The organism is Serratia sp. SCBI, from assembly GCF_000747565.1.
Classification (GTDB): Bacteria; Pseudomonadota; Gammaproteobacteria; order Enterobacterales; family Enterobacteriaceae; genus Serratia; species Serratia ureilytica.
The window spans coordinates 4420630-4444813 of the sequence record NZ_CP003424.1 but is presented as its reverse complement, the minus strand read 5'-3'; the positions used below and the strand labels follow the sequence as shown (position 1 = coordinate 4444813).

At 60.6% G+C, this 24184-nt stretch carries 25 protein-coding genes, 1 other RNA gene and 1 pseudogene; 7 read left to right on the top strand and 20 right to left on the bottom strand.

What is annotated here, in order from left to right:
* The first annotated feature begins 47 nt into the window (after positions 1-47).
* The gene (gene elbB, locus SERRSCBI_RS20735) at positions 48-701 is read left to right on the top strand and encodes an isoprenoid biosynthesis glyoxalase ElbB (protein ID WP_033644510.1); all 654 of its coding nucleotides are present in this window, start codon (positions 48-50) and stop codon (positions 699-701) included.
* A pseudogene (gene mtgA, locus SERRSCBI_RS20730) lies at positions 698-1430 on the top strand (monofunctional biosynthetic peptidoglycan transglycosylase). Before elbB ends, mtgA begins: the two are co-directional and overlap by 4 nt.
* Positions 1431-1487: 57 nt before the next feature.
* Here mtgA and SERRSCBI_RS20725 read toward each other — a convergent pair.
* From SERRSCBI_RS20725 to SERRSCBI_RS20705, 5 genes are all read right to left on the bottom strand, one after another.
* The gene (locus SERRSCBI_RS20725; RefSeq protein ID WP_042785425.1) at positions 1488-3050 is read right to left on the bottom strand and encodes a S10 family peptidase; all 1563 of its coding nucleotides are present in this window, start codon (positions 3048-3050) and stop codon (positions 1488-1490) included.
* A gap of 116 nt (positions 3051-3166) precedes the next feature.
* On the bottom strand, positions 3167-3742 hold the full coding sequence (dolP, locus tag SERRSCBI_RS20720; protein WP_021505102.1) for a division/outer membrane stress-associated lipid-binding lipoprotein: 576 nt from the start codon (positions 3740-3742) through the stop codon (positions 3167-3169).
* A gap of 9 nt (positions 3743-3751) precedes the next feature.
* The gene (diaA, locus tag SERRSCBI_RS20715; RefSeq protein WP_004937103.1) at positions 3752-4342 is read right to left on the bottom strand and encodes a DnaA initiator-associating protein DiaA; all 591 of its coding nucleotides are present in this window, start codon (positions 4340-4342) and stop codon (positions 3752-3754) included.
* Positions 4343-4393: 51 nt separating this feature from the next.
* Positions 4394-4747 (bottom strand): YraN family protein, encoded by a 354-nt coding sequence (locus tag SERRSCBI_RS20710; protein ID WP_089192279.1) that lies wholly within the window; start codon positions 4745-4747, stop codon positions 4394-4396.
* Positions 4744-6783: a penicillin-binding protein activator gene (locus tag SERRSCBI_RS20705; RefSeq protein ID WP_042785424.1), complete on the bottom strand. Its 2040-nt coding sequence runs from the start codon at positions 6781-6783 to the stop codon at positions 4744-4746. Before SERRSCBI_RS20705 ends, SERRSCBI_RS20710 begins: the two co-directional genes overlap by 4 nt.
* A gap of 62 nt (positions 6784-6845) precedes the next feature.
* Between SERRSCBI_RS20705 and rsmI the strand changes: the two genes are divergently transcribed.
* Together rsmI and rnpB are read left to right on the top strand one after the other, a co-directional pair.
* Positions 6846-7709, top strand: coding sequence for a 16S rRNA (cytidine(1402)-2'-O)-methyltransferase (rsmI, locus tag SERRSCBI_RS20700; protein WP_004937108.1), 864 nt, complete (start codon positions 6846-6848; stop codon positions 7707-7709).
* 41 nt (positions 7710-7750) lie between these two features.
* Positions 7751-8128, top strand: an RNA gene (gene rnpB / locus SERRSCBI_RS23815) — RNase P RNA component class A.
* Between the two features lie 57 nt (positions 8129-8185).
* Here the strand turns inward: rnpB and SERRSCBI_RS20695 are convergent.
* Positions 8186-8887, bottom strand: a complete 702-nt coding sequence (locus SERRSCBI_RS20695; RefSeq protein ID WP_042785423.1) for a pirin family protein — start codon at positions 8885-8887, stop codon at positions 8186-8188.
* Between the two features lie 107 nt (positions 8888-8994).
* Between SERRSCBI_RS20695 and SERRSCBI_RS20690 the strand changes: the two genes are divergently transcribed.
* Positions 8995-9891 carry a LysR family transcriptional regulator gene (locus SERRSCBI_RS20690; protein ID WP_025304355.1) on the top strand — a complete coding sequence of 299 codons (897 nt, stop codon included), beginning with the start codon at positions 8995-8997 and terminating at the stop codon, positions 9889-9891.
* 51 nt (positions 9892-9942) lie between these two features.
* On the opposite strand, the gene SERRSCBI_RS20685 is transcribed toward SERRSCBI_RS20690, so the two are convergent.
* The 11 genes from SERRSCBI_RS20685 to SERRSCBI_RS20635 all read right to left on the bottom strand — a co-directional run bounded on the left by SERRSCBI_RS20685 (position 9943) and on the right by SERRSCBI_RS20635 (position 17475).
* Positions 9943-10929: a glutathione S-transferase family protein gene (locus SERRSCBI_RS20685; protein ID WP_033651262.1), complete on the bottom strand. Its 987-nt coding sequence runs from the start codon at positions 10927-10929 to the stop codon at positions 9943-9945.
* 71 nt (positions 10930-11000) lie between these two features.
* On the bottom strand, positions 11001-11396 hold the full coding sequence (locus SERRSCBI_RS20680; RefSeq protein ID WP_033644519.1) for a DoxX family protein: 396 nt from the start codon (positions 11394-11396) through the stop codon (positions 11001-11003).
* Positions 11397-11691: 295 nt separating this feature from the next.
* Positions 11692-11979 carry a YqjK-like family protein gene (locus SERRSCBI_RS20675; RefSeq protein WP_033644520.1) on the bottom strand — a complete coding sequence of 96 codons (288 nt, stop codon included), beginning with the start codon at positions 11977-11979 and terminating at the stop codon, positions 11692-11694.
* Positions 11976-12377, bottom strand: coding sequence for a phage holin family protein (locus SERRSCBI_RS20670; RefSeq protein ID WP_015379160.1), 402 nt, complete (start codon positions 12375-12377; stop codon positions 11976-11978). The genes SERRSCBI_RS20675 and SERRSCBI_RS20670 overlap by 4 nt, the downstream gene beginning before the upstream one ends.
* 2 nt (positions 12378-12379) lie before the next feature.
* Positions 12380-12685, bottom strand: a complete 306-nt coding sequence (locus tag SERRSCBI_RS20665; protein ID WP_004937125.1) for a YqjD family protein — start codon at positions 12683-12685, stop codon at positions 12380-12382.
* Positions 12686-12849: 164 nt separating this feature from the next.
* Positions 12850-13221, bottom strand: coding sequence for a DUF1090 domain-containing protein (locus tag SERRSCBI_RS20660; protein WP_033644521.1), 372 nt, complete (start codon positions 13219-13221; stop codon positions 12850-12852).
* A gap of 240 nt (positions 13222-13461) precedes the next feature.
* Positions 13462-13836 carry an EnvZ/OmpR regulon moderator MzrA gene (gene mzrA / locus SERRSCBI_RS20655; protein ID WP_071845111.1) on the bottom strand — a complete coding sequence of 125 codons (375 nt, stop codon included), beginning with the start codon at positions 13834-13836 and terminating at the stop codon, positions 13462-13464.
* Entirely contained in the window at positions 13833-14513 is a 681-nt protein-coding gene (locus SERRSCBI_RS20650; protein ID WP_033644523.1) for a DedA family protein, read from the bottom strand. The genes mzrA and SERRSCBI_RS20650 overlap by 4 nt, the downstream gene beginning before the upstream one ends.
* 136 nt (positions 14514-14649) lie before the next feature.
* The gene (locus SERRSCBI_RS20645) at positions 14650-15255 is read right to left on the bottom strand and encodes a hypothetical protein (protein ID WP_232230727.1); all 606 of its coding nucleotides are present in this window, start codon (positions 15253-15255) and stop codon (positions 14650-14652) included.
* Between the two features lie 26 nt (positions 15256-15281).
* Positions 15282-16058 (bottom strand): transcriptional regulator ExuR, encoded by a 777-nt coding sequence (gene exuR, locus SERRSCBI_RS20640; RefSeq protein ID WP_033636102.1) that lies wholly within the window; start codon positions 16056-16058, stop codon positions 15282-15284.
* Positions 16059-16176: 118 nt separating this feature from the next.
* Positions 16177-17475 (bottom strand): MFS transporter, encoded by a 1299-nt coding sequence (locus tag SERRSCBI_RS20635; protein ID WP_025304349.1) that lies wholly within the window; start codon positions 17473-17475, stop codon positions 16177-16179.
* Positions 17476-17759: 284 nt separating this feature from the next.
* Here SERRSCBI_RS20635 and uxaC point away from each other — a divergent pair, with 284 nt between their 5' ends.
* The gene (gene uxaC / locus SERRSCBI_RS20630) at positions 17760-19172 is read left to right on the top strand and encodes a glucuronate isomerase (protein WP_033644528.1); all 1413 of its coding nucleotides are present in this window, start codon (positions 17760-17762) and stop codon (positions 19170-19172) included.
* A gap of 20 nt (positions 19173-19192) precedes the next feature.
* Positions 19193-20680 carry a UxaA family hydrolase gene (locus SERRSCBI_RS20625; protein WP_042785422.1) on the top strand — a complete coding sequence of 496 codons (1488 nt, stop codon included), beginning with the start codon at positions 19193-19195 and terminating at the stop codon, positions 20678-20680.
* Positions 20681-20732: 52 nt separating this feature from the next.
* Here the strand turns inward: SERRSCBI_RS20625 and sstT are convergent, their stop codons facing one another.
* From sstT to SERRSCBI_RS20610, 3 genes are all read right to left on the bottom strand, one after another.
* On the bottom strand, positions 20733-21968 hold the full coding sequence (sstT, locus tag SERRSCBI_RS20620) for a serine/threonine transporter SstT (RefSeq protein WP_028128305.1): 1236 nt from the start codon (positions 21966-21968) through the stop codon (positions 20733-20735).
* A 263-nt stretch (positions 21969-22231) separates the two neighbouring features.
* A complete protein-coding gene (locus SERRSCBI_RS20615) occupies positions 22232-23200 on the bottom strand; it encodes a TerC family protein (RefSeq protein ID WP_042785420.1) in 969 nt (322 codons plus the stop codon).
* Positions 23201-23452: 252 nt separating this feature from the next.
* Entirely contained in the window at positions 23453-24184 is a 732-nt protein-coding gene (locus SERRSCBI_RS20610; RefSeq protein ID WP_042785419.1) for a glutamine amidotransferase, read from the bottom strand.

Genomic DNA, 24184 nt, shown 5'->3' with positions numbered 1-24184 from the left:
CAACTCCGAGCACGAACCAGTTGACAGCAGCGACAGGAGTAAGAGTGATGAAAAAGGTGGGTGTAGTCCTCAGCGGCAGCGGCGTTTATGACGGTACGGAGATCCACGAAGCGGTGCTGACGCTGCTGGCGCTGGACCGTGCCGGCGCGCAGGCGGTGTGTTTTGCGCCTGATAAACCGCAACGCCATGTTATTAATCACTTATCTGGTGAGGAGATGGCGGAATCGCGCAACGTCCTGATTGAATCGGCGCGCATTGCCCGCGGCGCAGTGCAGCCGTTGGCGCTGGCCGAGGCCGCGCAGCTGGATGCGCTGATTGTGCCCGGCGGCTTTGGCGCCGCCAAGAATCTCAGCAATTTCGCCGAGGCCGGCGCGGAATGTTGGGTCGATGAAGCGTTGGCGCGTCTGACGCGCGAGATGCATAAGGCCAACAAACCAATTGGCCTGATGTGCATCGCACCGGCGCTGTTGCCGAAGCTGCTCGATCAACAAGCGCGGCTGACCATTGGCAACGATCCCGACCTGGGAGAAGTGATTGACGCCATGGGCGGCGAGCCGGTGATTTGCCCGGTGGACGACATCGTGGTGGACAGCGAGCACAAGATCGTGACCACGCCAGCCTATATGCTGGCGCCGTCGATCGCGCAGGCGGCCGTCGGCATCGATAAACTGGTGGCGCGGGTGCTGGAACTGGCTGAATGAGTAAATCGGTCGGCGGATGGCGGCGGCTGCGTCCGTGGTATTGGCTGAAACGCGGCGTCATCGCGATTATCGGCCTGTGGGTGTTGGGCATTGTGGCCTTCGCCTTCCTGCCGGTGCCGTTTTCCGCCGTGATGGTGGAGCGGCAGGTCGGCGCCTGGCTGAGCGGCGACTTCGGCTACGTCGCTCATTCGGACTGGGTGTCGATGGACGACATTTCGCCGCAGATGGCGCTGGCGGTGATGGCGGCGGAAGATCAGAAGTTTCCAGACCATTGGGGCTTCGATGTGGCGGCCATTGAAAAGGCGCTCAGCCACAACGAGAAGCGCCCGACGCGCATTCGCGGCGCGTCCACGCTGTCGCAGCAGACCGCCAAGAACCTGTTTTTTGTGGGATGGCCGCAGCTGGCTGCGCAAAGGATTGGAGGCCGGGCTGACGTCGGGCATCGAGCTGGTGTGGACCAAGCGGCGTATTCTGACGGTGTATCTGAACATCGTGGAGTTCGGCGACGGGGTGTTCGGCGTGGAAGAGGCTTCACAGCGCTTTTTCCATAAGCCGGCCAAGCGCCTGACCGCGGCCGAAGCGGCGCTGCTGGCAGCGGTATTGCCGAATCCGCATCGCTTCAGGGCCGATGCGCCGTCCGGTTATGTGGCGCAGCGACAGCAGTGGATTATGCGCCAGATGCGCCAGTTGGGTGGGGAAGGTTTCCTGAAAGAGAACAAGCTGGATTAACCAAGCGATACCCTGCTTTCGGGCAAGGTATCCCTCTCTTCGGTGGCTAATGCCGCATCAGGGCTTTTCGCTGATAAATGCAGTTAAATCCGCGTGCATCTTTTTAAGCGATAGTTCATCCACGTACGGCATATGCCCGGTGTCATACCAATAGAAACGGATATTGTCGCGTAATTTGGGCGACACGGGCAGATGGCTCATCTCATATTTGGCGACGAAGTAAGGGGTGGCCAGGTCGTAAACCCCGCCAATCACCATCACTCTCATTGTCGGAGTCATTTTCATCACTCGCGACAGGTTCGGCAACACGTTAAATGATCTGTCCCGGCTGTTGCTGGACATGTTCCAGTCATAGACCTCATTGGAAAATGCGCGATAGTTTTGGTCGGCGCTAAAATGCAGCGTTTTGCCAAGATAATCGTGGAATTGCGCGACGTAGGCGGAAGTAATTGCACTGACGTTGGGATCGTAGTTGGACGTTTCAGCGATATTATCCAGCGACGGCCCACGATAGCGGGTATCGATTCTGCCAATGGTCTCGTCTTGGCTGCGCAACAGTTGCTTGGCGAAGACCGGTCCACTCAGGCGCAAATTGGCCTTGAGCCAATAATCGGCCGGAATGCCGGTAAATTGGTAAAGCTGCTCGGCGAGCGTTTGGCGATCTTTTTCAGGCAGATTGGTACCTTGCAGCAAGGCTGGGGCATAAGTCCCCAGCGCAAACTGCTCGGCCTGGTCTAACAGGGTTTTCAGGCTCTGGTGTTTGCCCGGCAGCCGCTGGTGGTACCATGCGCTGGCTGCGTAGGTTGGGAGCGCCAGATAGTAAGGTTGATCGACGCCGGGGTTTTGATTGGGATCGTCGACGTTATTGTCGTAGTTCAGAAACTGCGACATCAGGATAATACCGTTAAGATCGATATTCTGATTTTTTAGCGTCTCGGCCAATACCACCGAGCGGGTAGTGCCGTAGCTTTCACCCAATAAATATTTAGGTGAGTTCCAGCGTTGGTAATGCGTTAAAAACTGAACGATAAATTGAGAAAAAGCCTGAGCATCACCGTTGACGCCATAGACGCTGCTGGCACTCTGTGCTTTTTGCTGCGCTCTCTCCGGCTGGCTGGCGGCACTGCTGGAAAAGCGGCTGTAACCCGTTCCGGGGGCATCGATAAACACCAGATCGCTGACGTTGAGCAGACTGTATTGGTTATCGGTGAGTTGGTAAGGCGCCAGCTGTGTTTTCTCTGGCTGAGTAGCGATAACCCGTTTAGGCCCCAGCGCCCCCATATGCAGCCACAGCGAGGCGGAGCCCGGCCCGCCGTTGTAGATAAAGGTAATCGGCCTGCTTTCGTTCTTATTCTCATTCTTTTTGAAATACGCAACATAGAACATGCCGGTCACGGGATCTTCCGGATCCTCTTTACTCAATTCCAGCACCCCGGTTTGCGCCTGATAATTGATTTTTACCTGGTCGACCGTGATCGCGCCTTCAGTAGCAACGGTTTGACCGGTCATCGGGGGCGGGGCATGTTCGGCGCGGGGCGTATCCTGAGTGGGATTGGCGGCGGAAACTCCGGCGGTGAATAAAGAAACGGCAGTGAGAAAACCGATTAAAATTCTGTCCATTTGAATTTTATCCGTAATGAAGTGAGAGATTACTTTAAACGCGGCTCATTAAACCAGGGTAAAACAGCGGGAAGCGTACAGAAAAGCGGCAAGGGGAAGCCCCCTTGCCTGAAGGATCATTTCACATAGGTAAAGGCGGTGGTGACGTGCTTCACGCCGCTGACCTGGCTGGCGATCTGCGCCGCCGACTGCCCTTCCTGCTGAGTGACCAGGCCCAGCAAGAACACTTCGCCGTTTTCGGTGGTGACTTTCACGTTGGACGATTTCACCGTATCGCTGGTCAACAGCTGCGAACGCACTTTGGTGGTGATCCAGGTGTCGGAGGACGCGGTGCTCAGGCTGACCGGCGTGCCCTGGCGAATTTCGTTATACACTTCGGTGGTGCCTTCCACGCCCATGGCGATCTGCTTGGCGCGCGCGGTGAGATCGGCGTTAGGCGACTGGCCGGTCAACAGCACCTTGCCCTGATAGGCGGTGGCGACCACCCGGGCCTCTTTCTTCAACTGCTGGTCTTTGCTCAGGGCGCTTTCTACCCTGGCTTCCAGCGTGCCGTCATCCACCTGGGTCCCTACGCTACGCGGGTCGGTGGCGGTTTTGGTGGCGACGGCCGCACTGCCGACGACGACGCCGGCGATACAGCCTTGTAACAGCAGGGCGCTGGACAGCACTGCAAATGTGGCTTTTAGCTTCATCTCAGTTCCTTAATCGTCCTGGTGGGGGAATAACGTATTGTCTATCAGGTCGCACAGGCAGTTTACGGTCAGCATATGCATTTCCTGAATGCGCGAACTGCGGTGCGACGGGATGCGGATCTCGACATCCTGTTGGCCGAGCAACCCGGCCAGCTCGCCGCCGTCGTAGCCGGTGAGCGCGACGATGGTCATATCGCGGGTCACGGCCGCTTCGACCGCTTTCACAATATCACGGCTGTTGCCACGGGTGGAAATCGCCAGCAGCACGTCGCCGGTGTGCCCGAGCGCGCGCACCTGTTTGGCGTACACTTCGTCGTGCAGGCGATCGTTGCTGATCGCCGTCAGCACCACGTTGTCGGCGTTGAGGGCGATGGCCGGCAGGCTGGGGCGCTCGGTTTCAAAACGGTTGATCATGCTGGCGGCGAAGTGCTGCGCGTTGGCCGCCGAGGTGCCGTTGCCGCAGCACAGGATTTTGTTGCCGTTGAGTAAGGATTGAACCAGCGTCATCGCAGCGCGGGAAATGGCGTCAGGCAACGCTTCCGCCGCCGCGATCTGGGTTTGGATGCTTTCGGTAAAACAGACTTTAATTCTATCCAGCACGTTGTATTAATCCACTAAGTCAAAGGGCCGGTCTGCGCCGCAAAACCCCAATTAATCCGCATTGAAGGCGTTGGGTATCCATTCTAACTGGCTACCGGTAATGGCCAAAACATCAAAACGGCAAGATGATGTGTCAAAACTGGCGCCGCGCCCCGCCAGCCAGACGGCGGCGGCGTGCAGCAACCGCTGTTGTTTGCGAGAGGTAACGCTGGCGGCCGCGCCGCCGAAGGCGTCGTTGCGGCGGTAGCGCACTTCGACGAACACCCAGGTGGCGCCGTCGCGCATGATGAGGTCGAGCTCGCCGCCGCGCACCGCAACGTTGGCGGCGCAGAAGGTGAGCCCGGCGCGTTCCAGATGACGGCGGGCCAGTAACTCATAGCCCGCCCCGGCGGCGCGTGGGTTCAAGAGACCGGCACGACCGTACCCTGACGATATTGCAGCCAAGGCAGCTTGCGGTTGATCACGCAGTTCGGCGACGCGCTCAGCGTGCCGGTGGTGCCGGAAACCTGGAAGCCCGGCAGCTGGCGCATTTCAGCAAAGTGGTTGGCCAATGTCCAGGCATCCATCCCCATCGCATACAGGCGCACCAGCGAGTAATCGTTGCGGAAACGCGCGCTGGCCTGCTGCAACAGCTGAGGGTTTGAGCCCGCCAGCAGAGGAATATCGCTGAACTGCAGACCTTCCATTTCCAGACGGAAGTCCGGGCCGGCGCCGGCCTGGTAGCTGCGCGAGCTGGCGTACATCGCCGGTTTGCCGCGCGAGCTGGTGGCCATGTCGATCATCGGTTTGATCAGCGTCAGTTGGGACTGGGTAGCGACGATATACACCGCGTCGACGCTGCCGCCGGTAGCGGCGGGCACGTCGCTCGGCGGCGCCGGAATGGTCAGCCCGGCGATGGTCACGCTCTGCGGCGCCGGGGCGCTCGACATCGGCGTGCCGGTCATGCGGATGCCGCCGCTGTTCACCATCTGGCGCAGTTCACCGGCGGAGCCGATGTCCTGACGCAGCACGGTTTGCCCGCCTTGCTTCTGCCATTCCTGGTTAAAGGCCTTGGCGACGCGATCGCCGAAGGCGCCGCGCGGCACCAGCAGCAGCGGTTGACGTTTCTGTTGTTCCCAGATATGGCGGGCGGCGTCGCGCGCTTCATCTTCCGGCGACAGGGCGAAGTAACAGATGTTCAGATTGTCCTTCGGCGTTTCGGGCTGGTTGAGCGCCAGCACGTTCAGCGTGGTGGTGCTGGCGGACAACTGATCGACGTTCTCTTTCAGCAGCGGCCCGACCACCAGAGTGGCGCCATCCTGCTGCGCCTGGCTCAGCAAGGCGGCCAGCGGCTGGCTGGTGGTGTCGTACACTTTGACCTGCGCATTAGCGGCCTGCAGCGGCGTTATCGGCGCGCTGGACGGCGCAGCGGGTTGCGCGGCGGTCACGGCCGGCTGGCTCTCTTGCGCCGAAGGGCTGACCGCGCCGTTGGCGTTGATATCACCGGCAGCGGCCTGATCGGCCGGCGCCGTTTGGGCCGGCGCGCCGGCCGGTTGCGCGGCTTGAGGCTGCGGCGCCGGCATGGAACCGCCGTTTTTCGCCGCTTCGAACCCTTGTTGGATGGCGTCGGCGAACACTTTCGCCTGGCCGTTCAACGGCAGCAGCAGGGCGATTTTCGAGGTGGAGGCCTGGGTGAAGTTCAGCACCTGATTCAGGCGAGCCGGCAGCGTTTTGGCCGCCGGGTTCTTCGGATAACGGTTCTGCCAGTCTTTGATGCCGGCCTTCAGCAGATCGGGATCCTGCTTGTTGTCCTGATAGACGCGCAGCAGATCCAGCCAGCCTTGCAGCACGTTCTCGTCGGCGTTGATCACCAGGCTGTTCATCTCCTGCGGCGTCAGCTGCAGCAGGGCCTGCCAGGTTTGATCCAGATTGTCCTGGTGCGCCTTGCCGGTCAGCAACGGCTCCTGAGCGATATAGGCGCGGATCAGCGGCAGCGATGCTTTGCCCTGGTTGGCGGCGATCTGCGCCTGGTAGTAGCGCACCTTCTGATTCGGCGACAGCGTACCGCTGTCCAGGTGGCCCAGCGTACTGCGGGCGCTGACGTAGCTCTTGTTGGCGATCTGCAGTTCGGCGGCCAGCAACTGGCGTTCGGTCTGCTGTGCGCCGCTGAGGTTTTTCGGCAGCTGATTCAACTGGTCGCCGGCCTGCGGCAGTTTTCCTTCACGCAGCAAGGCGCGAATAGCAAGTAATTGCCAGTCAGCCTTGTTATCATCGCTGCTTTGCTGCAACTGCTGCAGGTAGTAATCGGAGCTGGCGCTCGCTTCGTCCTGTATATTGGCGGGCGGCGTTTGCGGGGCCCGACTCGGACAGCCTGCCAGGAAAAGGGCGGCCGCGATGACTGCGGTAAGTCGGACAGGCTTGGAACGCCCTGCTTTGGTACGAACGAATGTTGAGGAAAGCATACTGTATCCAGTGATGTTTTTTTCAAGATGCTCAATATTAAATCGGCAACCCGGATGAAACAATGAATCAACACCAACAATCAGTCATTTCTGCATCAACGCTGTATGTGGTGCCCACCCCAATCGGCAATCTGGGCGATATTACCCACCGCGCGTTAGAGGTACTGAAAAGCGTTGATCTGATCGCGGCGGAAGACACGCGCCATACCGGATTGCTGCTGCAACACTTCGCGATCAACGCGCGTCTGTTCGCGCTGCACGATCACAACGAACAGCAAAAGGCCGATCAGCTGCTGGCGAAACTGCAGGAAGGCCAGAGCATCGCGCTGGTGTCCGACGCCGGCACGCCGCTGATCAACGATCCCGGTTATCACCTGGTGCGCCGCTGCCGCGAGGCCGGCATTCGCGTGGTGCCGCTGCCGGGCGCCTGCGCCGCCACTACCGCGCTGTGCGCCGCGGGCGTCGCTTCCGACCGTTTCTGCTACGAAGGTTTTCTGCCGGCGAAAACCAAGGGGCGCAAGGATACGCTGATGGCGCTGGCGGAGGAACCGCGCACGCTGATTTTCTACGAATCCACTCACCGCCTGTTGGAAAGTCTGCAGGACATGGTCACCGTTTGGGGCCCGCAGCGTTATGTCGTGCTGGCGCGCGAGCTGACCAAAACCTGGGAATCTATCCACGGCGCGCCGGTGGGCGAGCTGCTGGCGTGGGTGCAGGAAGATGAAGTGCGCCGCCGCGGCGAGATGGTGCTGATCGTCGAAGGCCACAAGGCGCAGGAGGATGCGCTGCCGCTTGAGGCGCTGCGCACGCTGGCGCTGCTGCAAAAAGAGTTGCCGTTGAAAAAGGCGGCGGCGCTGGCGGCGGAAATCCACGGCGTGAAGAAAAATGCGCTGTATAAGCACGCGCTGGAGCAACAACAGCCGTAAAGCGGTTGACCTGCCGCCGCCGCGACGCTACTATCCGCGCCGGAGTTGACCAGACAGTCGCCGCTTCATTGCCGTCCTCTTCGGGGAGACAGATGGAGGGGAGGAAAGTCCGGGCTCCATAGGGCAGGGTGCCAGGTAACGCCTGGGAGGCGCAAGCCTACGACTAGTGCAACAGAGAGCAAACCGCCGATGGCCCGCGCAAGCGGGATCAGGTAAGGGTGAAAGGGTGCGGTAAGAGCGCACCGCGCGGCTGGCAACAGTTCGTGGCACGGTAAACTCCACCCGGAGCAAGGCCAAATAGGGGTTCACATGGTACGGCCCGTACTGAACCCGGGTAGGCTGCTTGAGCCAGTGAGCGATTGCTGGCCTAGAGGAATGACTGTCCACGACAGAACCCGGCTTACCGGTCAACTCCCTCGACAAAAGAAAACCCCGCGCAACGTCAGTTGCGCGGGGTTTTTCGTTTTCCGGCCGGCTTACACCGGCAGATCAATCAGCAGCGCGCGCAGCGGCGTCTCGGCGCGGATCGTCAGGCGATTCTCCTCGCGCACGAAGGCGCCGTCGCCGCAGGTCAGGCGTTGTTCCTCGTGGCGCTCGCCGGTGGCGGCGATGGTGCCGTGTATCGACTGCAGATAAGCGCGCGGCCCGTTAATCGTCAGCGTTTGTTCTTCGCCCGGCTGCAGATCGAGATGATGGATCCAGACCTGTTGACGCAGCTGCAGGCTGCCCTGCGCGCCGTCCGGCGAAGCCAACAGCAGGTTGCCCGCCGCCGGCAGCGCCAGGCGCTGCACCCGTTCGTTGCTGCGTTCCGGGCAGGCGTCCAGCCACAGCTGCAGGCGGGTGAGCGGCGTATCACTGCTGACGTTCTGCTCGCTGTAGCTCAGGCCCGGGTGGGTGGCCAACAGCAACGCTTCGCCGGCTTTAACGCGCGTGGTGTTGCCGTCGCTGTCGCGGTATTCCGCCTCGCCCTGCAGGATCAGGTTCAGGATATCCACGTTGGGATAGGTGCGCGGCTGGAACGACGCGCCCGGCGCCAGCACCTCCTGATTCAGCACCCGCAGCGACGCGTAGCCCATCAGTTTGGGATCGAAGTAGTGACCAAAGGAAAAGGTGTAGCGAGCCTGCAGCCAACCAAAGTCAGCTTGCCCGCATTGTTGTGCTGTTCTGCATGTAATCATGGCAATCGGCTCTCTAAATTCATTATCCAAATGGTAAGCATCTGGACGTCGGATTGTTAGCCAGTTAATCTGGTCGGCATATTCAAATTTCCTGACAGAGGGATGCGATGGCCAGAGATCGGGCGCTCACGCTTGAGGCACTAAGGGTGATGGATGCAATCGACCGGCGCGGCAGCTTCGCCGCGGCCGCCGACGAATTGGGCCGGGTGCCGTCGGCACTCAGCTACACCATGCAAAAATTGGAAGAAGAATTGGACGTGGTGCTGTTCGACCGTTCGGGCCACCGCACCAAGTTCACCAACGTGGGGCGCATGTTGCTGGAACGCGGTCGGGTGCTGCTGGAGGCGGCCGATAAGCTGACTACCGACGCCGAAGCGTTGGCGCGCGGTTGGGAAACTCACCTGACTATCGTCAGTGAAGCGCTGTCGCCGCCGAGTCTGCTGTTCCCGCTGGTTGACAAGCTGGCGCTGAAGGCCAACACCCAGGTGTCCATTTTCACCGAGGTGCTGGCGGGCGCCTGGGAGCGGCTGGAGCAGGGGCGCGCCGACATCGTGATCGCGCCGGACATGCATTTCCGCGCGTCGTCGGAGATCAACACCCGCAAACTGTATAAGGTGATGAGCGTTTATGTCGCCGCGCCGGATCACCCGATCCACCTGGAGCCGGAGCCGCTTTCCGAAGTGACCCGCGTGAAGTACCGCGGCATTGCGGTGGCCGACACCGCCCGTGAGCGCCCGGTATTGACCGTACAGCTGCTGGACAAGCAACAGCGCCTGACGGTGAGCACCATTGAAGACAAGCGCCTGGCGCTGCTGGCCGGGTTGGGGGTGGCGACCATGCCGTATCCGATGGTGGAGAAAGATATCGAAGCCGGGCGGCTGCGCGTGGTCGGGCCGGAATACAGCCGCGAAGCCGACATCATCATGGCCTGGCGGCGCGACAGCATGGGGGAGGCGAAAGCCTGGTTCCTGCGTGAGATTCCGCGCCTGTTCGCGCAGCGTTAACGTCGGTTGGATGAGATCCCCTTGCCGGGCGGCAAGGGGATTTTTTTCGCCTTAACCGAAGCGCTGGTCGCGGCCGTGCGGCTCGTCCAGATCCTGCGCCGGCCCGATGGAAATGATGCCGTGCGGGTTGATGGTGGCGTGGCTGCGGTAGTAGTGGTTGCGAATGTGCGGCAGGCTGACCGTCTCGGCGATGCCTGGCATCTGGTAGATGTCGCGCAGGAAGCCGTACAGATTGAGGTAGTCGCTGATGCGGTGTTTGTCGCACTTGAAGTGGGTGACGTACACCGGATCGAAACGCACCAGCGTGGTCCACAGACGCAGATCGGCTTCGGTCAGCCGATCGCCGGTCAGGTAACGATGCTGCCCCAGGATCTGCTCCAGGCGTTCCAGCGCGTTGAATACCCCGTTGACCGCTTCGTCATAGGCTTCCTGGCTGGTGGCAAAACCGGCCTTGTACACGCCGTTGTTCACTTGATCGTAAATCCAACCGTTCAGCTCATCGATCTTGCCGCGCAGCGCGGTCGGGTAGTAGTCGCCTGCCCGAGCGCCGACGCCGTCAAACGCGCTGTTGAACATGCGGATGATGTCGGCGGACTCGTTGCTGACGATGGTTTGCCGCTGTTTATCCCACAGCACCGGTACGGTCACGCGCCCGCTGTAGTGCGGATCGGCCCGCAGGTAGATCTGGTACAAGAAGTCGGCGTGATACAGCGGATCGCCGGTGGTTTCAGGAAAATCCTGGCCGAAGGTCCAGCCGTTTTCCAGCATCAGCGGGTGCACCACCGAGACCGGAATGATCTGCTCCAGCCCTTTCAGTTTGCGCATCAGCAGCGTGCGATGCGCCCAGGGGCAGGCGAGAGAAACATAAAGGTGATAACGGCCCGCTTCGGCCTGGAAGCCGCCCACGCCGTGTTCGCCCGGCTGACCGTCGGCGGTCACCCAATTGCGAAACTGAGCGGTTGAACGTTTGAAACGGCCGCCGGTAGATTTGGTGTCATACCAGATGTCTTGCCAAACGCCATCGACGAGTTGTCCCATGGGAATCTCCTTGGTGTCCGAGTTAAAAAACGACAAGGCCCGGCATGCCGGGCCCTGAATGACAGTTTAGATTACCATTTCTTGTTCAGAAGACGGTCGATGCTGAAGCCGCCCGGGCCTGCGACCGCCAACACGATGAAGCCGCCGGCGATGGTCAGGTTTTTCATGAACATCAGCTGGTTTACTTCGTTCGCAAAATCAGTGTGGAACAGCAGCGCGGTCAGGATGGTGAAACCGGCGGTGAACAGTGCCACGGTGCGGGTCAGGAAACCGAACAGGATCGCCAGACCGCCGCCAAATTCCAGCAGGATGGTCAGCGGCAGCAAGAAGCCAGGCACGCCCATCGATTGCATGTACTGTTGGGTACCGGCGTAGGCGTCACCCATTTTGCCGTAGCCTGCCACGATAAACAGGATTGGCATCAGAATACGAGCAACCAACAAACCTGTATCTTCTAATTTTTTCATCATCTACTCCAAAGTGTTTTTGTATGCCTGTTCGGCGGAAGCCATGTCAACGAGCGGTATATCAGGACATTCGCCCTGTCCGGCTCGTATCGTATTGATGGAGTGAATGTTAAGCGGGAAGTGCTCAGGTTGTTAGCAAGTAAAACTGTCGTAATTTTTCAAAAAATCTGAATCTTTAGCGTGCTAATAAAATGCCGCCGATCAGCAGGTTGCCCGGCCCCGGGGTTGGACGCGTTGTATCATGGGAGAAAATGCGGGCAGAGCAACAGGAGGTTTGAAGGAAAGTCTAAGTGGCTTACTTGGCGGAAAACGTCTTTTTAAACAGTCGAATAGCGCTCCAGGCGCCGAAAGCACGACGCGACCAGCGGATCATCTTGCTGGGGTGGCGGATGCCGTACAGCGCCATGACGCTGGAACCGAGCACCAGATAGCGGCGCAGGCCAAACACCGTTTGCCAGCCGCGGTCGATGCGTTCGGTCTTTTCCAGCCACAGAGACTTGTTTTCGGCCAGATCCAGACGCTGTTGCTGGATCTGCCGAATCAGCCTCTCTTTTTTCCATTCCAGATAGCGGCGGCGGCTCATGGCTCTCGCTCCAGTTCGGCGCGATCGAGCTCCAGTTGCTTGCGCGTGGCGCCCAGCAGCGTGGTGCGACGGGCCTTGACCAGCGTCCAGATGGTGCCGACTACGGCGAGGAACAGCAGCACGCCGGTTGTCGCGCCCAGCGCCACCAGCCGATAGACCGGATCGATGGCCCAGAAGATCAGGATCAGCAGGCTCATCAAACCGAAGGCGGTGAACAGCAGCGTCATGCCGGCCATGATCAGCAGCTGAATGAGGTTGGCTTTCTCCTCTTCCAGCTCGACTACCGCCAGCCGGACACGGGTTTCCACCATGCCGACCAGGATCGTGATGATGCGCTGACCGATATCCAGGACCCCTTTAGCGGGGCCCTGCGCGCGCACTTGCGGTTGTTCAGCCATGATTAACGACGCGCGAGCAGCACGCCCAACACCACGCCGACCGCCGCGCCGATACCGATGCCGGTCCACGGGTTGTCGCGCACATAGTCGTCGGCCTGGCCGGCGATCTGTTTGGTTTGCGAGGCCAGCTTGTCACCGGCGTCGCTCAGGCGAGCGCGAGTCTCTTTCAGCGCGCCTTCCGCCTTCGAGCGCAGCTTCTCCAGCTCGGCTTTCGGCTTGTCGGTGGAGGAGTTCAGCACTTCCTCCAGCGTATCGGCTAAGGACTTCAGTTCAGCGCGTAAGTTTTCTGCATTTGAATCATGTGCCATGTGATTATTCCTTAACGTTTATTTCGACAGACTTTTAACATAGCGGATTTTTTCGCCGGAGCAAAGGGGTGATTACCAGCAGATAACACCAGACATCAATTCCATATGCTTAAGAAATCCCGTGTGATGGGGCTCTCATCGATAAATCCGCTGGTGTAAAAAAATTATTCCGCTTGGGCGCGTTTCAATTCAGCCTGCGCTTCGGCCAGCTTTTGCTGCTTCTTGGCGACCTTGTCCAGCTTGCCGGTTTGTTGCGCTTCTTTCAGCTCTTCCCGGCGCTCGTCCACCTTGCGCTGTTTCTCTGCGATATTTTTCTGGCGTTCGGCCTGCAGGCCGGCTTCGGTGCAGTGGGTCTGCACTTCGCTCAGCGCTTTTTTCAGCCCATCCACGCGGTGGGTGTTGCCGTGCTGAGTCGCGTAGTCGATTTGCTGCTGGATATTTTGCGCTTTGGCGGCGCAGCCGCCCTCAGCGGCCGAGGACAGCGTCGGCAGCGCGCAGAGTGGCAGCAGCAGTAACAGTGAGTGGCGAAATTTCATTTCTCAGTTCCTTTTCATGGGATGCCTGAACAGGCATCCGCTTTCCTGACTGCCGGAGGCGGCAGCGCGAGAGGAGGGCGTTCATCGCCGGCTGAAGTTATCCTTCAGCATAGCCATGAAACCGGCGCGCCCCCAAAGAATCAGCCGAAATTCGGCGCGACTGATTGTTTTTTGAGCTAAATGATGCGAATGAAAATGAAGATAACGGCAATGAAAGGAATCCCCTTCATTTGAAGGGGATTATCCCAGATTGAGTGGGGAGCGCGCAAATTCGCGCACCCAGTGCGTTGGCACGGGAGATTCGCTCAGCGCGATGTGGTAACCGGGAGGCAGGATGGTTTGCAGCGCTTCGCGCGCCAGCAACTGCTGCTCCGGCGAATCCAGACGGATAACCAAGCCATCGCCTTCCGGCGTGATGCTTTTGATGCGGATACCGCGCTCATCCAGGCGCTGGTAGACATAAAAACCGTCGGGCAGCGACAGCCCTTGCTGGCTGGCGCGAATGCGCAGCTCGCTCTCGGTGCGCACCATGCAGGGCACCAACAGCGTCGCCAGCGCCAGCAGGGCGAGCGCGATCATCAGGACGTATTGCCAGCGCGGGCGCTTTGCTGTCACGCCCCTTTCCCCGGGTTCTGGCCGCTGGCGCGTTTCTTGCGCCACAGCACGATCAGCGAGCCGACCAGGCCGACCACCAGCAACACCAGCGGCAACATCATCAGGCAGAACATCAGCTGATCTTCATACTTGCGGAACACCGGGGTTTTTCCGAGGGCGAAGCCCAGCGTCGTCAGGATCAAGACCCACAGCAGGCCGCTCATCCAGTTGAAGAACTGGAAGCGTGCGTTGCTCAGGCCGGACAGGCCGGCGATGGTTGGCAGCAGGGTGCGCACGAAGGCCAGGAAGCGGCCGACCAACAGGGCGGAAAGGCCGTGGCGGTGGAACAGGTTATGCGCACGCTGATGGTAATGGGCCGGCAGATGCGAAAGCCAGCCTTGCACCGTTCGCGTATTGCCGAGCCATCGGCCCTGTATGTAACTGACCCAGCACCCCAGGCTGGCGGCGACGGTCAGGATAACGATGGTCAATGGGAAGCCCATGGTGCCTTTGGCGATCAGCACGCCGACCAGGATCAGCAGGCTGTCGCCCGGCAGAAAAGCGGCCGGCAGCAGGCCGTTTTCCAAAAACAGGATCATGAACAGCAGGATGTAGAGGGTCCACACCAACGAAGGGTTCGCCAGCGTTTCAAAATCCTGCTGCCATAAGGCATGTATCAGTTCTTTAATGATGTCCATCCGGTGTTCCTAAAACGTCATTGTTTATTTTTATCTCAGCGGCGGAGCGGGCGTGGGCTGAAAGCGCGCGGCGATCCTGAATGCTGATAACGATGAAACGGCGTTGCTTTAAGGTTTCTAAGCGGTGCGACACCGGTCATAGGTGGTAAGTCAGCGTGCCACGGTACTGCATGTTGCTTTCTTTCCAGCCGGCCTGCCGACTTTGTTGCCTGGAGGCGTCCAGCATCCAGTCGACCTGGGCAAGCCGGTTGGGGGCCGGGGTGTCCTGGCGGGGGAAACGAATTCGGTAGCCCGGCTCTGCGGCCAGGGTATAGACCGGCGCCGGCAGGGAGGACGCGAGCAGCGAACCGGGGAAAGAGTACGCTCTGGGCAGCAGCAGCGGCAACTTGCCGGGCGCTTTGCGGCGCGCTTCGGCCGGCGCCCGATACACATGATCATAGGGGAAAGCGCCGGCTCCGCCAGCAGTGGCAGGCTGCTCAGCGCGCTGGGGGGGGGCTTGGATGACGCCACGCATAGCTGTTGGCCGGAGACCGAACCGGTCCAGCAGAAAAGAGCAATCAGCATGGCAAACAACCAGCGCATTTATTCGCGTCCCGCCCCCGCAGCAATGGGTAAAAAAGTGGGCTAACTCTACCAAAATAGCACGATTGGCAACAGGGAAATCTACGTTGCCGACGGTGAAATAGTACACGGCAAACGGCGGTTCCGGCATCGATTCAGCGGATTTTACATTACCTGACATAAGCCGACGGTTTTTGACCGCCGTGGCTATTTCGGCTCGTGGCTCACGCCGTCCAGGTGCACCACCGGGTTCTCGGCGAACAGATAGCGGTCGGCGTTGTATTCGAAGTCGTCGCTGGTGGCGTTGAACAGCATCTGCTTGGTGTTCTCCAGGTGCTGCCACATGGCCAGTTTGGCGGCGTAAGGATCTTTGCGCATCAGCGCCTTGAGGATCTGATCGTGATCGTCGCACCAGCTGGCGATCGAGCGTTCGTCGATATGCTCGTGCAGTTTCTTCCAGTAAGGGTTGTTGACCCGCTGCACCCACATTTTTTCCACGATGGTGGCCATGGCGGTGTTCTGGGTGGCCAGCGCCACCTGCACGTGGAACTTCAGATCCCACTGCGAGTCGCGGAAACGGTCTTCTTTGCGGGCGTGCTCCTGGATCTCCATCAGTTGCACGATATCCTGCTTGGTCACCTGGGTGGCGGCGAATTCGGCGATGTTGCTTTCTATCAGCTGGCGCGCCTGCAGCAGCTCAAACGGGCCGGCGGTGGCGAACTCGATGCTGTCGCCCGGCACCACCAGGTGCTTTTGCTGGTTGGACACCACGTGGATCCCGGATCCCTTGCGCACGTCCACATAGCCTTCCACTTCCAGCATGATGATCGCCTCGCGCACCACGGTGCGGCTGACATTCATCTCTTCGGCGATGTATCGCTCGGCCGGCAGCTTGTCGCCTACCGGGTAACGGCCGCTTTCGATGCGTTGCTTCAGCTCGGCGGCCAGTTGCTGATACAGGCGTCTGGTTTCAGTGAATTCCATAGTGAATGCTCTATACGGTGCGGTGGGAAGGGGCGCGTGGCCATCGGATTTGTTATACCACTTATTCGGCACCGCTGCCAGAGGAGCAAGGGGCCCGGCGCAGCGGCCGGGCGGGGGATCAGCTGCGCGCCGGGGTCGGCTGCAGCGCGGCCGGCTGCGGTTCGGCGGCCGGGCGGTTTTGCAGCACCGTCCAGATGACGATGGCGCCGAGAATGTCGAAGACCGACAGCGCGGCGAACAGCGGACTGAAGCCGAGGGTGTCTGCCAGGGCGCCGACCACCAGGGCGAACAGCGTGCTGGCGGTCCAGGCCGCCATGCCGGTCAGCCCGTTGGCGGTCGCCACCTCATTGCGGCCGAACACGTCGGAAGAGAGGGTGATCAACGCGCCGGACAGCGCCTGATGGGCGAAGCCGCCGACGCACAGCAGCGCGATAGCCGCGTAAGGGCTGGTGAACAGGCCGATCATGCCGGGGCCGATCATCAACACCGCACCCATCGTCACCACCAGCTTGCGCGAGACGATCAGGTTGACCTTGAAATACTTCTGGAACAGCGGCGGCAGATAACCGCCGACGATGCAGCCGAGATCGGCGAACAGCATCGGCATCCAGGCGAACATGGCGATCTCTTTCAGGTTAAAACCGTAGGCCTTGAACATGAACAGCGGGATCCAGGCGTTGAAGGTGCCCCACGCCGGTTCCGCCAGAAAGCGCGGCAGCGCGATGCCCCAGAACTGGCGGTTGCGCACGATCTGCCAGGCGGACATCTTTTTGGCGTTAGAGGTCTGGTGCTGCGCTTCCTGGCCTTCGAGGATGTAACGGCGTTCCTCCTGGCTCAGTTTCTTCTGATCTTTCGGGTGTTTGTAGAACAGCAGCCAGCATATGGCCCAGATCAGGCTCAGCACGCCGGTGATGATGAACGCCATCTCCCAGCTGTGCGCGACGATGGCCCATACCACCAGCGGCGGGGCGATCATGCCGCCGATCGACGAGCCCACGTTGAAATAGCCGACGGCGATCGAACGTTCTTTGGCCGGAAACCATTCGCTGCTGGCCTTCAGCCCGGCGGGGATCATCGCCGCTTCCGCCATGCCGACCGCGCCGCGCGCCAACGCCAGCCCGCCCCAACTGTTGGCCAACGCGGTGCCCATGCAGAACAGCGCCCACAGAATGGCGAACATGGCGTAGCCGACCTTGGTGCCCAGCACGTCCAGCACGTAGCCCGCCACCGGTTGCATCACGGTGTAGCACGCGGAGTAGGCGGCGACGATATAGGAATACTGTTGGGTGGTGATGTGCAGCGTATCTTCCAGCGTCGGCGCCGCCACGGCGATGGCGTTGCGGGTCAGGTAACCCAGCACGGTGCCGATGGTCACCAGTCCGATCATGTACCAGCGTAACCCTTTAATTTTACGCATCCGAAGTGTCTCCCCGTTTGAAGGTGTGGCCGTCGATGCGGCTGGCGAGACAATAACCTGTCATACAGGTTTAAAAGTTGAGTGATATCACAAAAGGAATTATTCGCCTGAGTGATACTGTGGCCGATGAAACAGGGCATTTTTGCCGGTAAATTGAGCGAAAAAGGGCGTGGAGAGAGGATGAACGGCAGACATCGGGAAAAATTTGCTGGACGCTAGTAAAAATTGGTGTGATAACTTTTGTGATTCGAACCCCGTGCCGCACGGCAAGTAAGGAGCCCGAGATGGCGACGTTTTTGAGCGAAGATTTCCTGCTGGACAGCGAATTTGCCCGGCGCTTGTATCACGACTACGCGGCGCAGCAGCCGATTTTCGATTACCACTGCCATTTGCCGCCGCAGCAGATCGCGGAGAATACACGCTTCAGCAACCTGTACGATATCTGGCTGCGGGGCGATCACTACAAATGGCGGGCGATGCGCACCAACGGCGTGGCGGAGCGGTTATGCACCGGCGATGCGGGCGATCGCGAGAAATTCGACGCCTGGGCCGCCACGGTGCCGCACACCATCGGCAACCCGCTCTATCACTGGACGCATCTGGAGCTGCGCCGCCCGTTCGGCATCACGGATATGCTGTTGTCGCCGGCCACGGCGGATGAAATCTGGCAGCGCGGCAATGCGCTGCTGGCGCAGGATGCGTTTCGCGCGCGCGGCATCATGCAGCAAATGAACGTGAAAATGGTCGGCACCACCGACGATCCGATCGACGATCTGCGTCATCATCGGGCGATCGCCGACGATCGCAGTTTCGCTATCAAAGTGCTGCCGAGCTGGCGGCCGGACAAGGCTTTCACCATCGATGCGCCCGGCTTCAACGACTATCTGCGGCAGCTGGAGGCGGCGGCGGACACCGCTATCGGCCGCTTTAGCGCGCTGTGCGACGCCCTGTACAAGCGCATGGATCACTTTGCCGCCCACGGCTGCAAGGTGGCCGATCATGCGCTGGACGTGGTGGTGTTCGGCGAGGCCGATGAAGCGGCGCTGGATGCGATCCTGCTGCGCCGCCTGAACGGCGAGCTGCCGACGCCGGAACAGAGCGCCCAGTTCAAAAGCGCGGTGCTGCTGTTTTTGGCCGGCGAATACCGGCGTCGCGGCTGGGTGCAGCAGTATCACATCGGCGCGCTGCGCAATAACAACAGCCGCATGTTGGCCGCCGTCGGGCCGGATATCGGCTTCGACTCGATCAACGACCGGCCGCTGGCGGAACCGCTGTCGCGGCTGCTGGATGCTCAGGCGCGGCAGGGCGGTCTGCCGAAAACCATTCTCTATTGCCTCAATCCGCGCGATAACGAAGTGATCGGCACCATGATCGGCAATTTTCAGGGGGAAGGCACGCCGGGCAAGATGCAGTTCGGCTCCGGTTGGTGGTTCAACGATCAGAAGGACGGCATGCAGCGCCAAATGACGCAGCTGGCCCAGCTCGGGCTGCTGAGCCGCTTCGTCGGCATGCTGACCGACAGCCGCAGCTTCTTGTCTTATACGCGCCATGAATACTTCCGCCGCATCCTTTGCCAGATGATCGGCCGCTGGGTGGCGGACGGCGAAGCGCCGGCGGATATCGCGCTGCTGGGCGAGATGGTGAAAAACATCTGCTTCGACAACGCCAAAAACTATTTCGCCATTGAACTGGCGTAGCCGTTATCCGGGACCGGTTTATGCAAAGTACGATAAAGATTCACGAGCAGGATAACGTGGCGGTGGCGCTGCGCGATCTGGCTGCCGGAGAGCGCGTTGAGCTGGAAGGCGCGGTCGTCAAACTGGCGCAGCCGGTGGCGCGTGGGCACAAGTTTGCACTCGGCCCGATCGCCGAGGGCGAAGACATCATCAAATACGGCCAGTCGATCGGCCATGCGCTCGCGGCCATTGCGCCTGGGGAGCATATTCATTCGCAAAACGTCAAAACCAACCTGAGCGATCTGGACAGCTACCGTTACCAGCCGCAGTTCCCGGCGCTGCCGCCGCAGGCGGCGGATCGCGAGGTGCAGCTGTACCGCCGGGCCAACGGCGAAGTGGGGATCCGCAACGAGCTGTGGATCGTGCCGACCGTCGGCTGCGTCAACGGTATCGCTCGCCAGATCCAGCAGCGCTTTTTGCAGCAAACACAGGCGGACGGGATCGACGGCGTGCATCTGTTCAGCCACCCGTTCGGCTGCTCGCAGCTGGGGCAGGATCATGCCAACACCCGCATCATGCTGCAAAACCTGGCGCGCCATCCCAACGCCGGCGCAGTGCTGGTGATCGGGCTGGGTTGCGAGAACAATCAGGTGGATGCCTTTCGCGCCACGCTGGGGATAGGGGACGAGCGGCGGTTGCGCTTTATGGTGTGCCAACAGCAGGACGACGAAGTGGAGGCCGGGCTGGCGCTGTTGCACGAGCTGTACCGGGAGATGCGCCACGATCGCCGCGAGCCGGGCCGCTTGAGCGAGCTGAAGTTCGGCCTGGAATGCGGCGGTTCGGACGGGCTGTCGGGCATTACCGCCAACCCGCTGCTGGGGCGCTTTTCCGACTATGCCATCGCCAACGGCGGCACCACGGTGCTGACCGAAGTGCCGGAGATGTTCGGCGCCGAGCGCATTCTGATGAGCCGCTGCCGCGATGGAGGAACCTTCGACAAAACCGTCGACATGATCAACGATTTCAAACGCTATTTCATCGCCCATCAGCAGCCGATTTATGAGAATCCGTCGCCGGGCAACAAGGCCGGCGGCATCACCACGCTGGAGGAGAAGTCGCTTGGCTGCACCCAAAAGGCGGGGCTAAGCCAGGTGGTGGACGTGCTGAAATACGGCGAGCGGCTGCGCGTGCCGGGGCTGAATCTGCTCAGCGCGCCGGGCAACGACGCGGTGGCGACCAGCGCGCTGGCCGGCGCCGGCTGTCATATGGTGCTGTTCAGCACCGGGCGCGGCACGCCGTACGGCGGCTTTGTGCCGACGGTGAAGCTGGCGACCAACAGCGAGCTGGCGGCGAAGAAACCGCACTGGATCGATTTTGACGCCGGCAGCCTGATCCACGGCGTGGCGATGGAGACGTTGCTCAGCCGCTTCATCGATCTGATTGTCGAGATTGCCAACGGGCGTCCGGCGCGTAATGAAACCAACGACTTTCGCGAGCTGGCGATCTTTAAAAGCGGGGTGACGCTCTAAAGCTGACAAAAAAGGCGCTCGAGGGAGCGCCTTTTTATGAAGCAAAGCGCGATTAACGCACCTTCAGCGGGTCTTCGTTCGCCAGCCGCTGGTCTTCCGCCTGGCAGGCGGCGGCGGTGAACAGCACGTCGGTGGAGGAGTTGAGGGCGGTTTCCGCCGAATCCTGCAGCACGCCGATGATAAAGCCGACCGCCACCACCTGCATCGCCACGTCATTCGGAATGCCGAACATGTTGCACGCCAGCGGGATCAGCAGCAGCGAGCCGCCGGCCACGCCGGAGGCGCCGCAGGCGCACAGGGCGGCCACCACGCTCAGCAGCAGGGCGGTCGGGACGTCCACCGCGATGCCCAGCGTGTTTACCGCCGCCAGCGTCAGCACGGTGATGGTGATCGCCGCGCCGGCCATGTTGATGGTGGCGCCCAGCGGGATGGAAACCGAGTAGGTGTCCTCATTCAGATTCAGCTTTTTGCACAGCTCCATGTTCACCGGGATGTTGGCGGCGGAGCTGCGGGTGAAGAAGGCGGTCACGCCGCTCTCGCGCAGGCAGGCGAACACCAGCGGATACGGGTTGCGGCGGATCTTCCAGTACACGATCAGCGGGTTGAGCACCAGCGCTACCAGCAGCATGCAGCCGATTAACACCATCAGCAGTTGCGCATAGCCCCACAGCGCGCCGAAGCCGGTTTCCGCCAGCGTGGAGGCCACCAGGCCGAAGATGCCGAGCGGCGCACAGCGGATCACCGCGCGCACCACCAGCGTGACCGCATGGGACATGTCGTTGATCAGCCCCTTGGTGGTTTCGGAAGCGTGGCGCAGCGCCAGCCCCAGCCCGACGGCCCACGCCAGAATGCCGATGTAGTTGGCGTTAATCAGCGCATGGAACGGGTTGGCCACCACGCTCATCAACAGGCCCTTCATCACGTCCACGATGCCGCCTGGCGGGGTGATGTCGGTTGCGCCGGTGGTCAGCGCCAGCGTGGAAGGGAAGATAAAGCTGACGACGACCGCCACCAGCGCCGCAGCGAAGGTGCCCAGCAGATAGAGGAACAGGATGGGGCGAATGTTGGTTTTCTGCCCCTGTTTATGGTTGGCGATCGAGGCCATCACCAGTATCAGCACCAGCAGTGGCGCTACCGCTTTCAGCGCGCCGACGAACAGGGTGCCGAGCAGGCCGACCGCCGCCGCGGCCGCCGGCGAAACCAGCGCCACCAGAATGCCGGCCACCAGGCCGACCATGATTTGTTTAACCAGGCTGCCCTGAGTCATCCTTTGTAGTAGTTTTTGCATAGTGCTTCTCTTCCTGATGTTATCTGGCCGCCGCGGCGGGAACGACGCCGGACAGCTTTATATGATTCTGTAACTAAGTGTGTTTGCCGAATCAGTATTCAGTAATCGAATGATGTTGGAAAGAGGCGAGGGTGAAATTCTGAGCGCGGATCAACACTTGATAACATACTGGTTACATTTGTGTGATCGTAATAACGTTTGGCGTTTTGGGGGAATTGCCAAACAATCGCGGGGCGACTAGCGCCCCGGATAACAGATTATGGTTATTTCTTAGCCAGGCTATCGTTGCGGCGATTGACCCAGGCGTTGATCAGCAAGGTGAGCGTCAGGATGCCCGCCACCACGCCGAGCGAGATACCGATCGGGATGTGGAAGAAGTCGATTATCAGCATCTTGATACCGATAAACACCAGGATCACCGACAGGCCGTATTTCAGCATCGAGAAACGTTCCGCCACGTTGGCCAGCAGGAAGTACATGGCGCGCAGGCCCATGATGGCGAACAGGTTAGAGGTCAGCACGATGAACGGGTCGGTGGTCACGGCGAAAATCGCCGGGATGCTGTCCACCGCAAAAATCACGTCGCTCAGTTCCACCAGGATCAGCACCAGCACCAGCGGGGTGGCGAACAGGATGCCGTTGCGGCGCACGAAGAAACGCTCGCCTTCCAGGCTGTCGGTCATGCGCAGGCGGCTGCGCAGCCATTTCACCAGCGGCTTGTCGCCGATTGCCGAGTCGTCTTCCTTCGCCAACGCCATCTTGATACCGGTGAACAGCAGGAAAGCGCCGAACAGATACAGCAGCCACTGGAACTGGCTGACCAGCCAACTGCCGGCGAAGATCATGATGGTACGCAGCACGATCGCCCCCAACACGCCGTAGATCAGCACCCGCCGCTGCAGGTTGGCCGGCACGGCGAAGTAGCTGAACAGCATCAGCCAGACGAACACGTTATCCACCGCCAGCGCTTTTTCGATCAGGTAGCCGGTCAGGAAGGCCAGCGCCTGGGTATCGGCGACGGCGCGCCCGGCGGTTTCATTCAGGTAGTACCAGAAACCGAAATTGAACAGCAGAGAGAGGCTGACCCACACCAGCGACCAACTGGCGGCCTGCTTCAGGGTCATGGTGTGCGCGCCTTTACGGCCCTGCAACAGGAGGTCGATTGCGAGCATCACGACTATGACGGCGGCGAAGCTGCCCCATAACCACGGTGTGCCAACGGAATTCATCATCAGAGGTATCCTTCAAAAACAAAAACGGCCAACGTCGGAAGACGCCAGCCGCTCTGTGAACGCTGCAAGCAAACCTCGCCTTCCGGCAAGGTCTCACTTACAACGTTGATGAAGGTGGTTACACCTTTGACATCAGGTTGCCCGGTAACCGGATGCTTGCGCATCGTAATGACGATTGACCGGCAATGAAGTTACTCCCCTTTGCAGAGCAGAAAGTAATGCAAAATGTGTCGGCGGTCAACGTGAATCGCGTTAGCCGGCCAACGCTTTTTGCGCGCCCAGGCTGACGACGAATCCCTGCAGCAGCAGGCGGCTGAACGGCGTGTCGCTAACCTGTTGTTGTTGCTGCTGATAGCGGGCCTGCTGCTCGGGATGCAGCTCGCCGAGCCACTGCAGATACTGGCCCATCACCGCGCCGTTGAATTCCGGGTGGAACTGGGTGGTCAGGGCATGATCGCCATAGCGCAGGATCTGGTGCGCGTCCTGCTGCGAACGCGCCAGCGTCTGCGCGCCGGCGGGCGGCGTCAGCACGCTCTGCGAGTGGATCAGGTTGGCTTTGAAGCGCGGCGGCAGCAGGGTGAGCCGCCGGTCTTCGGCCGCGGCGGGCAGCAGTTCGATCTCCAGCGTGCCCACCTCCATGCCCTGCGGGTGGTAGCCCACTTCGCCGCCGAGCGCGTAGGCCAACAGCTGGTGGCCGTAGCAGACGCCGAACAGCGGCAGTTTGATCGCCATAGCCTGGCGCAGCCACTCGGCCGCAGCCTCGCTCCACGGCAGCTGTTCGGTCACCATCGCCGGCGAGCCGGTGATGACCACGCCGCAATAGGCGGCCGGCGGCAACGGCCGCTCGCCGGCGGGCAAGTGTACGATGTGCGCGCGTTCGGCGTCGATATTGCCCTGTTGCAGGAACATGCCATCAAAGTTGGCCAATTCCTGACTAATGGCCTGCGGCGCGTCGCCGGTTTGCATCACGAGCAGCGGTTTCAT

What these genes read in the sequence shown, in the direction of transcription:
- SERRSCBI_RS20650 (WP_033644523.1), bottom strand. Translation starts at nt 14,513, where the DNA reads ATGGACATCATTAAAGAACTGATACATGCCTTATGGCAGCAGGATTTT.
- SERRSCBI_RS20615 (WP_042785420.1), bottom strand. Translation starts at nt 23,200, where the DNA reads ATGATGAATTCCGTTGGCACACCGTGGTTATGGGGCAGCTTCGCCGCC.
- SERRSCBI_RS20680 (WP_033644519.1), bottom strand. Translation starts at nt 11,396, where the DNA reads ATGAAAAAATTAGAAGATACAGGTTTGTTGGTTGCTCGTATTCTGATG.
- sstT (WP_028128305.1), bottom strand. Translation starts at nt 21,968, where the DNA reads ATGCAAAAACTACTACAAAGGATGACTCAGGGCAGCCTGGTTAAACAA.
- SERRSCBI_RS20670 (WP_015379160.1), bottom strand. Translation starts at nt 12,377, where the DNA reads ATGGCTGAACAACCGCAAGTGCGCGCGCAGGGCCCCGCTAAAGGGGTC.
- SERRSCBI_RS20705 (WP_042785424.1), bottom strand. Translation starts at nt 6,783, where the DNA reads ATGCTTTCCTCAACATTCGTTCGTACCAAAGCAGGGCGTTCCAAGCCT.
- SERRSCBI_RS20625 (WP_042785422.1), top strand. Translation starts at nt 19,193, where the DNA reads ATGCAAAGTACGATAAAGATTCACGAGCAGGATAACGTGGCGGTGGCG.
- SERRSCBI_RS20610 (WP_042785419.1), bottom strand. Translation starts at nt 24,184, where the DNA reads ATGAAACCGCTGCTCGTGATGCAAACCGGCGACGCGCCGCAGGCCATT.
- SERRSCBI_RS20695 (WP_042785423.1), bottom strand. Translation starts at nt 8,887, where the DNA reads ATGATTACATGCAGAACAGCACAACAATGCGGGCAAGCTGACTTTGGT.
- exuR (WP_033636102.1), bottom strand. Translation starts at nt 16,058, where the DNA reads ATGGAATTCACTGAAACCAGACGCCTGTATCAGCAACTGGCCGCCGAG.
- rsmI (WP_004937108.1), top strand. Translation starts at nt 6,846, where the DNA reads ATGAATCAACACCAACAATCAGTCATTTCTGCATCAACGCTGTATGTG.
- SERRSCBI_RS20675 (WP_033644520.1), bottom strand. Translation starts at nt 11,979, where the DNA reads ATGAGCCGCCGCCGCTATCTGGAATGGAAAAAAGAGAGGCTGATTCGG.
- SERRSCBI_RS20685 (WP_033651262.1), bottom strand. Translation starts at nt 10,929, where the DNA reads ATGGGACAACTCGTCGATGGCGTTTGGCAAGACATCTGGTATGACACC.
- SERRSCBI_RS20725 (WP_042785425.1), bottom strand. Translation starts at nt 3,050, where the DNA reads ATGGACAGAATTTTAATCGGTTTTCTCACTGCCGTTTCTTTATTCACC.
- SERRSCBI_RS20660 (WP_033644521.1), bottom strand. Translation starts at nt 13,221, where the DNA reads ATGAAATTTCGCCACTCACTGTTACTGCTGCTGCCACTCTGCGCGCTG.
- dolP (WP_021505102.1), bottom strand. Translation starts at nt 3,742, where the DNA reads ATGAAGCTAAAAGCCACATTTGCAGTGCTGTCCAGCGCCCTGCTGTTA.
- SERRSCBI_RS20665 (WP_004937125.1), bottom strand. Translation starts at nt 12,685, where the DNA reads ATGGCACATGATTCAAATGCAGAAAACTTACGCGCTGAACTGAAGTCC.
- SERRSCBI_RS20690 (WP_025304355.1), top strand. Translation starts at nt 8,995, where the DNA reads ATGGCCAGAGATCGGGCGCTCACGCTTGAGGCACTAAGGGTGATGGAT.
- uxaC (WP_033644528.1), top strand. Translation starts at nt 17,760, where the DNA reads ATGGCGACGTTTTTGAGCGAAGATTTCCTGCTGGACAGCGAATTTGCC.
- SERRSCBI_RS20645 (WP_232230727.1), bottom strand. Translation starts at nt 15,255, where the DNA reads ATGTCAGGTAATGTAAAATCCGCTGAATCGATGCCGGAACCGCCGTTT.
- SERRSCBI_RS20635 (WP_025304349.1), bottom strand. Translation starts at nt 17,475, where the DNA reads ATGCGTAAAATTAAAGGGTTACGCTGGTACATGATCGGACTGGTGACC.
- elbB (WP_033644510.1), top strand. Translation starts at nt 48, where the DNA reads ATGAAAAAGGTGGGTGTAGTCCTCAGCGGCAGCGGCGTTTATGACGGT.